Raw genomic sequence first — 15,302 nt, 5'->3', positions numbered from 1 at the left:
CTTTATTTCTTTTTAAAATTCCAGCGACTTTTCAATTATTTCAGCAATATCCAACGTCTGGACCTGTTCCTCGACCTCCTTGGCCTTTGTGCCATCCGATAGCATGGTTAAACAATAGGGGCAATTACTGCCGATAACGGTCGGATTCGTTTCTAGCGCCATTTCCGTCCGTGCTATATTTACCCGTGTCCCTTCGTGCTCTTCCATCCACATCCTACCTCCACCAGCACCGCAACAGAGCGCATTTTCATGGTTCCGGTCCATCTCGAGCAACTCAATTCCCGGGATTGCACGCAAGATATCCCTCGGCGAAACATAGATATCATTGTAGCGTCCAATATAACAAGAGTCATGATAGGCCACTTTCTCTTGAACCTTCTTACTGGGTTTAAGCTTGCCTTCCTTCAATAGATCAGCCAAAAGTTGGGTATGGTGAACGACTTCCGCCTCCAGCCCAAATTCCGGGTACTCATTTTTGAAAGTGTTAAATGCATGGGGATCGGTCGTCACAATTTTGCGCACACCGTACTTTTGGAATGTATCAATGTTTTGAGTGCATAAGTCCTGGAATAAATACTCGTTCCCCATTCGACGCGACGTGTCCCCGGAGTTCATCTCTTCATTGCCAAGAATCGCAAATTTCACCCCTGCCTTGTGCAGCAGACGAGCAAAGGATCGGGCAATCCTCTGGTTGCGGATGTCGAACGAGCCCATCGAACCAACCCAGAATAAAACATCGAAATCATCGGTTTCATTAACGGTCTTGATGATATCCTCCATGCCTTCACGCCATTTGATGCGTTCTTTACGGTTTGTGCCCCAAGGGTTTCCCTGTCTCTCAATATTTTGGAAGTAGCGTGAAGCTTCAGTGGGCATCTCCCCTTGACTCATGACCAAAAACCGGCGCATATCGATAATTTTATCCACATGCTCATTCATCACCGGACATTGATCTTCACAGTTGCGGCATGTCGTACAGGCCCACAACTCTTCTTCCGTTATGACATCCCCAATCAAAGTTTGCATTTCTACAGTAGCCGCTACCTCGGAATTTCCCGCTTGTAATGCCAATTGATTAGCTTTCGCTTCCTTAAAAGCAAAGGCAGGCACCCATGGTGTTCGCGATGTGATGGAAGCTCCCTTTTCCGTAAGGTGGTTTCGCATTTTCAAAATGAGTTCCATTGGTGAAAGGGTCTTACCTGTACCGGATGCAGGACACATATTTGTACATCGTCCGCATTCTGCGCAGGCATACAGATCGATCAACTGCTGTTGGTTAAAATTCTCGATTTTTCCAACGCCGAATTCCTCAATCTCTTCATCCTCGAAATCGATCTTCCTTAATTTTCCGATAGGCCCGACTTTCTTGAAAAACAAGTTGAACAGCGCGAATAGCTCATGCGCTTGCTTCGACTGCGGGACGAATACCATGAAGGACAACACTGTTAGAAGATGCACCCACCAAAATACATAAAATAATACAGTTCCTACTGTCGTTCCAATGCCGGAGAACAATGTTGCAACCAATCCGGAGAATGGGGCATAGATGAAATCCGGTTCATGCCCGAGCATCACGGTTTCAAAACCCAGCGTCAACAGGATGGACACAGTCAGTGTAGTCAGAGCAATGATGACCACGGCCGACTTGACATCCTTCCTGAGTTGTAAACGTTTTAGTTTTTCGATATAACGACGGTAAAAAGCATATGCCACACCACAAAGCATGAGGAAAGTCGTCCACTCCTGCATAAGAGTGAAATATTTGTGCGCGGTAGCGAAAGGAAATTCAAACCCTATAATAAATCCCTTGATGATAATTTCTATGAGCCCAATTTGGATGATGAAAAAACCATAAAATAAGATAAAATGCATCAAACCGCTTTTCTTGTCTTTAAACAATTTCCTTTGACCAAACCCATTGACTAACACACTATTTAATCGTTCACTAAGGTTCAATTCAAAAGTAGATTTCTTGCCAAGCTTCACAAATAAATATCGACTGTATACGATTTGGAAAAATAAATACAACGCATATCCTGTTACCGCTAGAACAGCCGCAAAATTCAAATACACTAACACCCATTCACTCCCTTTCCTCTTTATCTCTGAAGTTTCCACCAATCCTAGTTTTACACTTAGGCTTGAATATGGCTTTGTACCTTAACTCTTGCATCTGCAATCATGTGGACAGTCTCTAGCTTAAATACCTTTAAGCCATTGTTGGTAGGAAACGACTTTATTTTGATTATTCACAAAATTCTTTATTTTTATAGTATCATCCGTTATACTACACTACAAATATCCTTTTAATAGATTTGGGATACGATTAAAATATGGATAGGTGGTCACCAGATGGATATACGCCAACTACGTTACTTTGTGACTGTAGCGAATGAAGGTCAAATTACACGTGCTGCAAAAAAATTAAATATGGCTCAACCTCCCTTAAGCCATCAGTTAAAAATAATCGAAGAACAGCTAGGGACCGCTTTGTTTTTCCGGAACAGTAGAAGTGTAGAGTTAACGGAGGCTGGACAATTACTCTACCAACGTGCCATTAGTATCCTCCATCAAATTGATGACACTTTAATTGAAGTAAAAGAAACGGGAGATGGCTTACGGGGACAGCTATCGATTGGTACTGCTAAGACATGCGCCGTGTCATATTTACCGGATAGGATTCAAGCTTTCCTCAGTAAATATCCCCTCATTACATTTCGAGTTCTGGACGGGCATCCCTATCAAGTAGTTAAGTATGTAGAAGAGAGACTAGTAGAACTAGCTGTAGTTCGTTTCGTTTCAGATCTACATTTAGATTATGGATCAAGAACTTTACAAATTGAACCTTATGTATTATTCGTTCCAAGTAAATGGGATTGGGATCCATCCAGAACTTCTATTAGCATGAAAGATCTCGAAGATATCCCGCTCGTCATGGTCGTTAGAGAAAATAAGTATGGGAAATATAGTGCATTCCATGATACCTGTATAAAACAAGGAATAAAAACGAACGTCGTCTGTGAATGTCATGACGTCGCCATTATATTTTCATTTGTCGCCGCCGGGATGGGAGCGACGGTACTGCCAAAATCAACGTTTTCCATTCACCCGCTAGACGATGTTAAAATTGTCGAAATAGAAGATTGCCCTCTGTATAATAAGACCACACTCATCTGGGACGAAAAGCGCCCTCTATCAAAAGTTGCCCAGCGGTTTATCGAGACGTTTGATTGAACTATTTATGATCTATATCCATTTCCAAAGTTTGATTTTAACTGCTATTTCTATTTTTTCTGCATTGGTTTTTAGCTTCTTAATACCAACAAACTTAATTTGTCCCCCCACGGCAGGCGTATTTTACTTTTTATATGCCATGATGATTATAGGTTCCGGACGTTTGTTGCATTAGACCACTTTCCTCAGTGATTATCGGACGATATGTACATTGAATCATCCATAATCGAGCAACAGCAAAAGAATTGGTTTATCCACTTTAATTTCCCTTAGTGGTGGTGATATTCTACGGCCACTACAAACGCCCACCTGAACTATAGGTGGCGTTACTAAGTAATGACCAATATTAAATGGAACTATGAATCATGAGCTATTTTGAAGAGTGGCAGAAGGCTCTTCAACCACGTCAAAAAAACTGCCGATTTCTCGGCAGTATCGTTTCCTTATGCATATTTCCGGTGTATTCCTTTTCCGGAGAACCTCTTTTCCCTCCACGACCGATTCCAAATGCACAGGGCGCTCCCTCAGTTGGTGGACATATGGCATGACTTTTTCTAGGTATGTCAAATCGAGTTCACTATCCTCATACCAGTGTACCAAATATAGGTCTCCATTTCGCCGTCATTGACCGTGATATAGGGGAATCCACCGTTGACCCTTATGCTGACGAGCTGAACCTGCACCTGTTCCCACGCTTTATCGACGATTTTGTAGTCCTTGCCCTGCTTTTGAAATAAGTACATATCTTCCCGCATGACAAGATCTTCAGTCCAATAGTTAGAAGGAAAGAAATACCCAATTCGATTTCCCTGACTTCGAACATCTTCTCCCGGCCTGACCCCGGTTCGATGCCGAGTTTAAGCATTTCCTTGGTTTGGTTATCACGATAATAATAAGTATTTTCGGGATACCGCATTATAATATCCTACATCAATAATGGGTCTTTCTCCTTTATCAGGGCATTGAATATGCGTCAGCTGAAGTGAGTCATTGATGATGACCAAGTCTATTGCGTCCAATTCCTTTTTGCAGCACGAACACTTCACAGATAGTAAGTTCTTTTCCATTATAGAGGCCCCCTTTTTTATAAATACATATTCTTTATGTCTAGCTGCTAATCCTACCTGTTCACATAACCGTCAATTAATATCTGTTTTCTATTACAATACATTTGGTTACAACATAGCTCGTTCAACTGCCCCTCCACCTTATGTAACTATCATCAGACCTTTACTGACAAACAACTTTATAAAAGAAAAGCAATGTAATTCTATTCAATTTTGGTAAAATCACAGTGTGCCAATACATAAGCTACAATTTGCTTATTTTAAAAAGCCCTAACAAGGATTTCACTTAGATGAATTTCCTATTAGGCTACTTTCCAAAAGCCCACATAAAAAAACTGCCGATTACCCGGCAGTATCGTTTCCTTATATATATTTCCGGTGTATCCCTTTTCCGTCGTAGGAAAACACAACCTCTTTCCCTTCCATGACCGATTCCATATGGACTGGGCGCCCCCAAAGCTGGTGGACATATGGCATGACTTTTTCAAGGTATTTCAAATCGAGTTCAATGTCCTCATACCAATGTTTCAGATATAGTTCTCCATTCCGCATATAGTCGCCGTCATTGACCGTGATATAGGGGAATCCACCGTTGACCCTCATGCTGACGAGCTGATCCCGCACCTGTTCCCATGCTTTATCGACGATTTTGTAGTCCTTGCCCTGCTTTTGAAATAAGTACATATCTTCCCGCATGACAAGGTCTTTGGTCAGGTAGTTACGAAGGAAAGAAATATCCGATTCGATTTCCCTGACTTCGAACATCTTCTCCCGGCCTGACCCCGGTTCGATGCCGAGTTTAAGCATTTCCTCGGTTGGGTTATCATACCGTTCTTCGATATCCTCAAACACCTTCAGCCCCAGGTAGTAAGGATTGATGCTCGTGCGTGATGGCTGCACGACGCCTGCATTCAGTTTGGCAAATTCAATGGATTCGCCAGAGGTTAAGTCCAGTTCTCGCATAATCCGCTGATGCCAAAACGATGCCCAGCCTTCGTATCGCTAAGGTGCTGACTCAGCACTGTATGACTCTGGTAACTCCTCAACCAGATTTCGCCTAATTACCGAGGAAGAATTTTTAACTGTCTCCTAAAAACCGAGTATCCATAAACCCGAAATAATTTTGTCGATAATAAAATAGCATAATTATTTGGTCATCCTATATTATCAAAGGTTTTTCAAGCAACTCAGTCATATCAGTATCGGTCATTAGGGGTGAAGCCCGATCGGGCTTCACCCCTAATGACCGAGAAAATCCGTAAATTCAAGAAAGTAAGTACCTAATTACCGAGAAAATCCGCAAAATAAAAAATCTCCTTTTCTGGAGATTTTCACATGGTCTCATCTAAGTTAAACTGACACTTATAATACAAATGGCCAGTATCATTTACTTTAATTTCCTCAAATGCATATAAAAACAAGGCGCGCAATTCTTGTGACCGACTCAATGATGCAGTTTTTAATTCGCTTAACTGATCTTCAATTAAATCTTGATTTTTTTGAACCTCCATTAAAAACTTAATCCTTGCATGTTTCTCTTCAATGAACTCTTCAATTTGTTGAATATTTTCTAACAAACGTTTTTTTGTGAGACTCAACACTTTGATATGTAACTCCTTTTCGTCTTTTTCCTTAAAGTACTTTTCAATATCTATATTACAAAAATGGATTTTTTCTTTGTCTCTTTTCCATGTTTTCTCTAAGTCCAATATATTCATTCTAATATGTTTAATTTCATCCTCCACTTTTTCCTGAACTGCAACAATGACTTTTTCTTTTTCGATCCCCTGATAATTTTTGAATACTTTTAAAGTCGTATTATGAGCATCAGCTGCATCTATTTTATAATTGCAACTTTTGCATACATATACCCTCTTACCATAGGCTTTCCCCTGGTTACTCTTAGTTCGTTGGTCTTTTCCCTCCAATAAATTATCACAGTTTTGGCATTTTAATAAACTCGTTAATAAAAATTTAGTTTTAAAATGCTTTGGAGGGACCTTTCGTTCCTTTTTGTTAAGATACAAACTCCAGCAATATTCCCATTCCCCAATCGATATAATAGCGGGGATAAGAGAACTTTTCTCCATTACCCATTCACGTCTATCTTTTATGGAATTATGTTTATTTTCATACTTTCTTCTGATTGAAGTATATCCCGCATAAAAAGGATTGGTAATGATGTTTTTCACACGGTCTTTGTTCCACGCTTTCCCACGGTGACTATTAGGAGGCATCTGATTCGCAATGGATGTAAATCCGTTATTATTTTTGTATAGATCGAATACTTTTTTCACCATTTCGATTTCAATGTCAATAGTCTCAACCTTTTCCGTTCCGCCCATATATTTGGGCGTATACTTATAACCAAACGGAGCCCTACCTCCTGTCCATCGCCCTTTTTTCGCCAATGTTTGTATTGCATTCTTAGTATTTACTCTTATTTTATCTAACTCATACTTTGCCACTCCATCTTTAATGGCTCTGAATATAGTATCTCCGACATCATAGAGACTTTCATTTTCACTCTCGATAATAGGTATGTCCAAAATATGCATAGTAGCCCTAAATGTTTCATGTTCTTCTGGAATACGGGCTATACGGGAATGAGAGTAGATGATGACAAAATCAAATTTTTTTGAATATGCTTCTGAGATTAATCTTTTAAATCCTTGCCGATCTTTATTTCTAGATGAAACGCCTTTATCTAAAATTTCTTCAACAATTGAACAGTCATATTTTCCAACTAGATCGTATGCACTCCGCAATTGTGTATCCATAACTTGTTTATGAGTAGAATGCCGTCCGTAAAATACTCCTTTTAGTCCAGGTGTTAGTACTTTAGATAAGTCCAAATTCTTCCCTCCCTGTTATTCCTGTAAATAATGGATGATGAAATGTTATATAAACCTGCTCCTGGCTTATTTCAATTCGATTAACAATATCTTGGAGTAATTCCTGCTTTTCTTCATCTTTTAAATCATATTCGATTATGTTCATTAAGGAATCCAGTTTCCAGTCGTCTACTTTTTTCAGTTTTTCTTTTATTTCAAGAATTTTCGAGGTTAATTCTAAGATAATAAATTGTTCCTCTTCAAATTGTCTCAATTCACCTTTCATTACTTCACCAAGTTGAAGCTCCTCTCTTTTTTCAAGTGCTTGTTCTGCCTTTTCCACCATTAAGTTTTCTAAGCGTTTCAGGCTTTGTTCAGAGCGTTTTATTACTTCTAAATAATCAGCAACCTCCCTATTGTAAATTTTTTCAATAATCTCAGAAAAATTAGTTTCGAGCATATTTCTAAAAAACTCATTTGCCTTATTTAATACTTCCATTTCCAACCAGACTTTTGTTGCACGGACTTTTGAGTGCTTTTGACACTTGTACACCAATAAGATTTCGTCCTTCAAACGTTGCGTTCTTCCAGGCATTATTTGTTTGCATTCACTACAATAAACCAGATTTTTCAGGAGATATAGTTCATCCCCTTCTTTCGTTTTTTCTCTTTTTGTTATTACATCATTAATTTTCATTTGAACTTGTTGCCAAATTTCATCATCTATTAGCTGAATAGATGGCACTTTTCTTTTAATTTCCCCTTCTGCTGACCTATAAATTCTTTGTCCATTATAAATTGGATTAGTAAGAATACTCCTCATCCCCGTATAAGTCCATTCCTTATCATTCCTAGACCGTTTTCCCTTTCTATTTGCTATATCAACAAACCTTTGTAAAGAGGTGAAATCCTCATCTAAGAATAACTGAAATATCTCCTTAATATCCTTGCTCTCGTGGTCTACCTTTTTCCAATCTGACGCCCCTTTTTCTTGCTCCTCCAGAGTTTTCTCGTATCCGAATGGGATCCTACCAGTAGCATGTCTACCATCCTTTGCCACTGTTATTTTAGAATCCTGTAATTTCTGAACTAATTTATCAGCATCCTCCTGATTCATCGCCGCGAGAATTCGTTCAATTAGTTCTGATTCCATCGTAAAGAACATAGGTACTTCAAAACTTGCTGCAAAAATTACTTTCACATCGTACTGTTTTAATAACTCGTATAAGGTCATATATTGATTAACATTTCTCGCTAACCTGCAACGGCTATATACAATTAAATTTTTCACTCTCCCCTTTTTAATTGCTTCCATTAAAAGATTCATTCCATTTCTCTCTTCAATTTTTGTCTTTCTCGCAGAAGTTGCTCGATCGATAAATTCCTCTTCAATTAATAAGTGATTATTTAATGCCACTTCCCGTACATGTTGCATTTGCATCTCAATAGATAACTTTTGCTTAACTGAACTGATGGAATTTCGATAATAAGCCACTGTATACAATAATCAGCAACCTCCTTTTCACTTATTTTTGCTTTCCACTTCTTTTAAAATAAGATTCGCATATAGCTCAAACCATTTGCTTGCACTATCAGGTGAATTTACATATTGAACTGAAACTACTTTACACTTTGGCATCTTACGTCCCATTTTATTGGCTCCTTTATATCTTTATGATTTTATTTTTTTACTTATGTTGAATACGAGTATTTCATTTGTTGTCGCGAACATACGATCTGAAGCAGGACAGCACTCTTGAAGCCCCTATATGTCTGAATAAGATTCATTATAAACATTTACTGGTAATACTATTCATTATTATGAACATCTATTTATAACTATGAATACTAACACTAAAAAAAGGAGAGCTTAACCATAGAATGGTGGCTCTCTTTGCATATCAGTAAATGCAACTTGAAGATTAGTGGTTTGAGATATCCCAATTTTTTCATTTAACAGATGGAGAATTGCCGCCTCTTTCATTTTCAAGTCACAATCGGTTATTTTTTGCCAAATTAGTTGTCTCACATCATGGTTGACAAGATCGTTTATATGCGTAAACAATATTTTCTCAGACTCGATATGAACAGAAAAACGAATTTGTAGTTCCCCCATTTGCACTCCCCCTTGCTTTTATATCTATGCAAGAAATTCAATGGGACAACCATATTCATTATTAATTATTCTTCTCTCATTATTTAAATTACCTAACCATATATTGAGACAAAAGAGGTAGGGGGATATTAGTTTGAAACACGAAAGTATTGAATTAAAAGAAAAATCTATTGCCTTGTACTGCCGAGTTTCCACCGATGAACAAGCCCGAGAAGGGGTATCGCTGGACGAACAACAAGAACGGTTGACCGCATACTGTCGAGCAATGGGCTGGAGCGAGGTTCCACTTCTTTTTATAGATGATGGTTATTCAGCGAAGAATTTGGAACGGCCACAATTAATGCGTTTATTAGAAGCCATGAAAAAGGGAGAAATCTCAAAAATTTTGGTAACAAAACTTGATCGTCTTAGCAGAAGACTGCTTCATCTTTTGGAACTAATTGAGTCATTTCATCAAATAAATGTTTCTTTCATTTCTATTAGTGAGGCATTCGATACTAATACTCCTGCGGGTCGCCTTACGCTTCAAGTCTTAGGGGCCGTAGCGGAATTTGAACGCGAACGAATACGAGAACGCGTTTTTGAAAATATGTATCACGCTGCCAGCCATGGAAAATGGCTTACACAAAGCCCCTACGGTTATCGACTAAAAGATAAAGAACTTGTTATATATGAACCTGAAGCAAAAATTGTTCAGCAAATCTATGACTGGTATCTAGAAGAAGGAAATGGGTATTACACAATTGCTAAAAAGTTAAATGATCAAAACATTCCTTCTAGACAAAATAAGGAGTGGTCTATACGATCTATAAAGTTAATGCTCACTAATCCCGTTTATAAGGGCACTCTTGTCTGGAATCGTTTAGATTCCAGTAAGAAAAAACGATTTGAAAAAGATGAAAAAGATTGGGTTGTTCTCGATGATGCCCTTCCGAATATCATCAATAAAGATGCATGGGATAAGGTTCAAATCAAGGCGAATAAAATGCAGATGGCACCAAGAGCCCAAACAAGCCCCCATCTTCTTGGCGGACTACTTAAATGCGGAAAGTGTGGTTCAGGAATGAGTATTGGTTGGTCTGGTTCAGTAAAAAGAAGATACCGTGTTTATCGCTGTTCGGCGAATAAAAATAAAGGAACTTGTACTAGTAAGCAATACAAAGCCGAAGATGTTGAGACATGGTTCAAAGAAGGTCTTCTTCAACTTTCAAACAGCATCCAAACAACTATGATTCCTCACCTCATTCAAAAAAGCATTACAGAAAATACAAATACAAAGGACCAAAAAATACGATCGGCTAAAAATCGATACAAAAGAAAAGTTGATGCCTACACAGCAGGGTTAATTGAAATAGAGGATTTAGCTGAAGAAAAAAAGCGGTTGGACCAACTTATTGAGGAAGAAAATGACCTAGAGAAAATTCCAGATATTGACATAATATACCTAGAAAAGGTCATTAAGGAAAAAATGAAAAACATTACGGAAGCTATCGATATATTGCCTGTCCCTGAAGCTAAAGCATTAATAAGCACATTGGTAGAAAAGGTCATTTTATTTAACGAAGAGGCACTAGAAATTGAACTAAATATTCTTTAGTGACACTTCATATGAGATACTTACACATCTTCATATATCACTCAATAAGCATCCCTTTACCATACATATACCAGTTCATCTCCAGATGAAAATAATTAAAAAGAGGATAATTAATCCGAATTTCAGATTAATTATCCTCTTTTTTAGCGTCCCACTGTACCTTTTAGCAACAGTTACTTCCACCTAATAAAACCAGTCCTTCACCATCTTGATTTTCTTCTTTATCCAAAGTTAATTCTTCAACTGAAGTAATTTGAGAATCAATGGCCACTTTAATTCCGTTAATATTTTGAATCACGTCTGTTTCTTGTGGGGCATCTAACGACAATGTCATTTGTGGCCCACAACATCCTGCAACCGAGGATAGTCGAATTCCTTCTGCACCATTTTGACTTAAAAAGTTTTCTAATAATTGTTTGGCTCCATCTGTAATTTTCATAATAAATCCTCCTCGTTTATTTCATGTAATCTTTCAGCTTTTCATACCCGATCTTTTCCTCATGCATCCAAGGAATAATGGCACATTTCTCAGATGACTTTTCCTTAACTTGCTGAATCCATTCTTTTTCAGCCATGGCTTTTCCGCTTAATATGGGATCTACCGTATTTGTCGCATATAGACTTTGATTAATTACCCACCATTTTGGGTTGATATTTGCCCTTCTTAAATCATCTTGTAATCGGGATGCTTCTAATACTGGCGTGGCTTCAGCAAGTGTAACGATTACTACCGCGGTTTCTTTTGCATTCCTAATTTGAGGTAGCAATTTTGTTACACTCTCAGGAACATCACCCGTTGACTTGGCAATCTCTTTACTATAAGACTGTGCAGCATCCAACAATAACAACGTATGACCCGTTGGTGCCGTATCAATAACGACTACTTCATTTTCTGATTTAGCCACTACTTCAGCGAAGGCTCGGAATACAGCTATTTCCTCCGTACAAGGTGAATTAAGGTCTTCCTCTAAATAAGCGAGTCCTTCTTCACTTAAGCCTTCGCCTGCATTTTTTAAAACATCTGCTTTATATATTTCAACTTCTTCTTTTGGATTAATGCTGCTAATCGTTAAGTGTTGATTGAATTGATTGTTATCGAATTGGTAATTCAAGTGTCCCGCAGGATCTGTTGTCGTTAAGTGAACACGGTGTCCCTTCTCAACTAGGCCAACGGCAATCGCGGAAGCAACCGTTGTTTTCCCCACTCCACCTTTGCCCATGGTGAATATAAGCTTTGTATTATTTGATGAAAAATCCCTGATCATTTCATTCAATCTTGCAAGATTCGCAGTGTCTTCTTCATATGTCACGATATTGGCTGGAATCGTGTCCTGCTTAAATAAATATCGTAAATTGTCTACCCCTGTTAAGGAAAAAGAAACAAACGGTAACGAATAAACATCAACCTGTTTTAACTGTTCTGGTATGTTCTGTAATGCGTTTCTTTGGCGACGATAAAAGGCGGATGACACACCATCCTCTTCAAGGTGTGTCTGGAGAAGCCCGTTAACGATAAGTATTGGGTTTTTTACACCGATTTCTTTAAGTTCACTGGAAGCACGGTCTGCTTCTAATAAGGATGAGGCATCAGGCCTTGTTATCAGGATTAATGTAGCTTTACTTGGATTGGAAAGGACCTCCACGGTTTTAGAATAAAGATATTTTTTGCCTTCCAATCCCGATAAAGGACCTAAGCATGACGCACCGTGTGTGCTTTCTTCCAGGAATCCACTCCAAGCCGTCGGAAGCTGTAAAAGTCTCAACGTATGCCCTGTTGGAGCCGTGTCAAAAATAATATGGTCATACTGGTTGACTATGTCAACATTTGTTAGCAAGTTTGAAAATTCATCAAATGCGGCAATTTCCACCGTACAGGCTCCTGATAATTGCTCTTCCATGGTGGCAACGACGGAATCAGGTAGCTTCCCTTTATATGGACCCACCACTTTGTCACGATACGCTTTCGCTGAAGCTTCAGGATCTAAATTACTGGCAAATAAATTTTCCACACCAGGTACGGCTATGTGTGTATTGGTTAGACTGATCCCAAATACATCTTGTAAGTTGGAAGCTGGGTCTGTGCTGATGAGCAACACCTTTTTCCCACTATCGGCTAATGCAACAGCAGTGGCACTGGCCGTCGATGTTTTTCCTACCCCACCTTTTCCCGTTAAAAACAAAAAGGGTGTTTGAATGATACTAGGATCAAAAGATTGAAACATGCGTTCCCCTTCTTTCTTATTTGAGTCGATTTAAATCAATGGAAAGACGAGCCTTTGGCTTTTCATTCAACTCTTCAGGTTGTACGTCAAACCATTCACTAAACTCTTCGTTCGTTGGATAACTACCTTGTTTTACAATCTGATTATTGACTAAAACAATTGGTAAGACTTCAGGTCCTTTTTCATGTAAAGCTTTATTAATGTCAGGGTTGTCTGCGAACTTAGCAGGATCGTTGGTTAATTGATATCGTTTGATATCAAACCCTTTCCTTTCTAAGGAATACACAGCAGATGCCACTCTTGTTAATTCAGGATCAATACTTGGTCCACATACACCCGTTGAACAACACATGGCTGGATCATAGATTTCAACTTTCATCACTTGCCCATCTCCTTTTCATATATAACCATCTACTTATACTTTGTATAAAATGAAAGCCGAGAGGTCATTCGCGGCTTTGCAATTATATTTATACGCCCGTTTTGGCGAAACGTTCTATTCTTTCTCCAATTTCATCACGAACACGTTGGAAGGTAGCCCATTTTTCTTCATTAGTTCCTTCCGCTTTTGCTGGATCATCAAAGCCCCAATGTTCACGTCTCACATGCGGTGGTGTCATTGGACATTTATCTGCTGCATCCCCACATAATGTCACTACAAAATCGGCATTATTTAAAATGTCAGGGTCAATGATATCGGAAGTTTGATTGATAATATCCATTCCAACCTCATTCATCGCTTTAACAGCATTCGGATTCAAGCCATGTGCCTCGATTCCCGCACTTAGCACTTCCCATTCGTCTCCTAGATATTTCTTCCCCCACGCTTCAGCCATTTGGCTTCTGCAAGAGTTACCTGTACATAAAAAGTACAGTGTTTTTTTAGCCATGATGTTTTCTCCATTCTGTGTAAAATGATGTATTTAGTGAATAATGAGCAACCATATATATAAGCCAACTAATGTGATGAACAATGTTGGGATGGTTAAGATGATACCCGTTTTAAAATAGGTTCCCCATGAGATTTTCACGCCTTTTAAGGAAAGGACATGCAACCATAATAATGTTGCCAAAGAGCCAATTGGAGTAATCTTCGGACCCAAATCTGAACCGATGACATTGGCATAAATAAGGGCCTCCCTCATTACACCTGTTGTATTCGTATCTGAAATCGCCAGGGCATCAATCATGACGGTTGGCATGTTATTCATCAGTGACGAGAGGATAGCGGCAATGAATCCCATTCCAATCGTGGCTGCAAATAATCCTTGATCAGCGGTGACTTGGATTAAATCCGTTAATACACTTGTTAACCCAACATTACGCAGGCTGTAAACCACTACATACATACCTAATGAGAAAAAGACGATGGCCCATGGGGCGCCTTTGATAACGGTTTTCGTGTTGACAGCCGAACTCCTTCTAGCCATGATTAGGAAGAAAATAGCAACAATTCCTGCAATAATGGATACAGGTACTTTAATGAATTCACTTGCAAAATAACCAATCAGTAAAATTCCTAATACAATCCAGGACAGACGAAACATTCTTATATCTCGAATGGCTTCCACTGGTTTTTTAAGTTGGGAAACATCATAGTTCTTCGGAATACTTTTACGGAAAAACAGATATAGAACCAAGATACTTGCAGCAAGAGCAAAGAGATCTGGTACGATCATTCTTGATGCGAACTCAGCAAAACTGATACTGAAAAAGTCTGCGGATACAATGTTCACAAGATTACTAACCACTAATGGTAAAGAGGTTGTATCGGCTATAAAACCACTCGCAATGATAAATGGGAAAATCATTTTATCATTGAATTTTAATGCTCGAACCATGGCCAAGACAATCGGTGTAAGGATAAGCGCTGCTCCGTCGTTTGCAAAAAAAGCAGCAACAAGGGCACCTAGAATGCTAACATAGACGAACATCCTCACTCCATTCCCCTTAGCCGCTCTAGCCATATGTAAAGCTGCCCATTCAAAGAATCCAATTTCATCTAAAATAAGGGAGATAATTATAATGGCAACGAAGGCGAGCGTTGCGTTCCATACAATGGATGTCACATCTATGACATCCGCAAAGTCTACTACCCCAACGAGTAAGGCTAAGACTGCACCGCCACAAGCTGACCATCCAATCGACAATCCTTTTGGCTGCCAGATAACCAGTATGAGCGTTAATAAAAAGATGACACTTGCTAAAATAACTGATCCCACTGAAATAGTA

Annotated in this window: 13 protein-coding genes and 2 pseudogenes; 2 read left to right on the top strand and 13 right to left on the bottom strand. The window is 38.9% G+C overall.

Annotation, left to right across the window (positions count from 1 at the left end; genetic code table 11):
• Window positions 1–12: 12 nt before the first annotated feature.
• Window positions 13–2,079 carry a (Fe-S)-binding protein gene (locus ACQKL5_RS16350; RefSeq protein WP_427609945.1) on the bottom strand — a complete coding sequence of 689 codons (2,067 nt, stop codon included), beginning with the start codon at window positions 2,077–2,079 and terminating at the stop codon, window positions 13–15.
• Window positions 2,080–2,352: 273 nt separating this feature from the next.
• Here ACQKL5_RS16350 and ACQKL5_RS16345 point away from each other — a divergent pair, with 273 nt between their 5' ends.
• Window positions 2,353–3,234: a LysR family transcriptional regulator gene (locus ACQKL5_RS16345; RefSeq protein ID WP_427609944.1), complete on the top strand. Its 882-nt coding sequence runs from the start codon at window positions 2,353–2,355 to the stop codon at window positions 3,232–3,234.
• A 443-nt stretch (window positions 3,235–3,677) separates the two neighbouring features.
• On the opposite strand, the pseudogene ACQKL5_RS16340 reads toward ACQKL5_RS16345, so the two are convergent.
• The 7 genes and pseudogenes from ACQKL5_RS16340 to ACQKL5_RS16310 form a co-directional block, all read right to left on the bottom strand.
• Window positions 3,678–4,117, bottom strand: a pseudogene (locus ACQKL5_RS16340) (SpoVR family protein); the annotation flags it as partial.
• Window positions 4,116–4,301 (bottom strand): hypothetical protein, encoded by a 186-nt coding sequence (locus tag ACQKL5_RS16335; RefSeq protein WP_427609943.1) that lies wholly within the window; start codon window positions 4,299–4,301, stop codon window positions 4,116–4,118. The gene ACQKL5_RS16335 and the pseudogene ACQKL5_RS16340, both read right to left, overlap by 2 nt.
• A 363-nt stretch (window positions 4,302–4,664) precedes the next feature.
• Window positions 4,665–5,297, bottom strand: a pseudogene (locus ACQKL5_RS16330) (SpoVR family protein); the annotation flags it as partial.
• A gap of 335 nt (window positions 5,298–5,632) precedes the next feature.
• Window positions 5,633–7,156: a recombinase family protein gene (locus ACQKL5_RS16325; RefSeq protein WP_427609942.1), complete on the bottom strand. Its 1,524-nt coding sequence runs from the start codon at window positions 7,154–7,156 to the stop codon at window positions 5,633–5,635.
• A complete protein-coding gene (locus ACQKL5_RS16320; RefSeq protein WP_427610100.1) occupies window positions 7,143–8,630 on the bottom strand; it encodes a recombinase family protein in 1,488 nt (495 codons plus the stop codon). Before ACQKL5_RS16320 ends, ACQKL5_RS16325 begins: the two co-directional genes overlap by 14 nt.
• A gap of 27 nt (window positions 8,631–8,657) precedes the next feature.
• Window positions 8,658–8,786 (bottom strand): hypothetical protein, encoded by a 129-nt coding sequence (locus tag ACQKL5_RS16315; RefSeq protein WP_427609941.1) that lies wholly within the window; start codon window positions 8,784–8,786, stop codon window positions 8,658–8,660.
• 219 nt (window positions 8,787–9,005) lie between these two features.
• Window positions 9,006–9,251: a hypothetical protein gene (locus ACQKL5_RS16310; protein WP_427609940.1), complete on the bottom strand. Its 246-nt coding sequence runs from the start codon at window positions 9,249–9,251 to the stop codon at window positions 9,006–9,008.
• Window positions 9,252–9,384: 133 nt separating this feature from the next.
• Between ACQKL5_RS16310 and ACQKL5_RS16305 the strand changes: the two genes are divergently transcribed.
• Window positions 9,385–10,848, top strand: coding sequence for a recombinase family protein (locus tag ACQKL5_RS16305; RefSeq protein ID WP_427609939.1), 1,464 nt, complete (start codon window positions 9,385–9,387; stop codon window positions 10,846–10,848).
• Window positions 10,849–11,011: 163 nt separating this feature from the next.
• On the opposite strand, the gene ACQKL5_RS16300 is transcribed toward ACQKL5_RS16305, so the two are convergent.
• From ACQKL5_RS16300 to ACQKL5_RS16280, 5 genes are all read right to left on the bottom strand, one after another.
• A complete protein-coding gene (locus ACQKL5_RS16300; protein WP_427609938.1) occupies window positions 11,012–11,287 on the bottom strand; it encodes an adhesin in 276 nt (91 codons plus the stop codon).
• A gap of 16 nt (window positions 11,288–11,303) precedes the next feature.
• Window positions 11,304–13,070 carry an arsenical pump-driving ATPase gene (gene arsA / locus ACQKL5_RS16295; RefSeq protein ID WP_427609937.1) on the bottom strand — a complete coding sequence of 589 codons (1,767 nt, stop codon included), beginning with the start codon at window positions 13,068–13,070 and terminating at the stop codon, window positions 11,304–11,306.
• A 16-nt stretch (window positions 13,071–13,086) separates the two neighbouring features.
• Window positions 13,087–13,452, bottom strand: a complete 366-nt coding sequence (arsD, locus tag ACQKL5_RS16290; protein ID WP_427609936.1) for an arsenite efflux transporter metallochaperone ArsD — start codon at window positions 13,450–13,452, stop codon at window positions 13,087–13,089.
• Between the two features lie 88 nt (window positions 13,453–13,540).
• On the bottom strand, window positions 13,541–13,960 hold the full coding sequence (gene arsC / locus ACQKL5_RS16285) for an arsenate reductase (thioredoxin) (protein ID WP_427609935.1): 420 nt from the start codon (window positions 13,958–13,960) through the stop codon (window positions 13,541–13,543).
• A 33-nt stretch (window positions 13,961–13,993) separates the two neighbouring features.
• Complete coding sequence (locus tag ACQKL5_RS16280) at window positions 13,994–15,292, bottom strand: arsenic transporter (RefSeq protein WP_427609934.1); 1,299 nt, start codon at window positions 15,290–15,292, stop codon at window positions 13,994–13,996.
• Between the last annotated feature and the right edge of the window lie 10 nt (window positions 15,293–15,302).

Source organism: Peribacillus sp. NPDC097675 (assembly GCF_050277655.1).
Lineage (GTDB): Bacteria > Bacillota > Bacilli > Bacillales > DSM-1321 > Peribacillus.
Note: the sequence above shows the minus strand (reverse complement) of the source record. Positions and strands in the feature narration are given on the sequence as shown.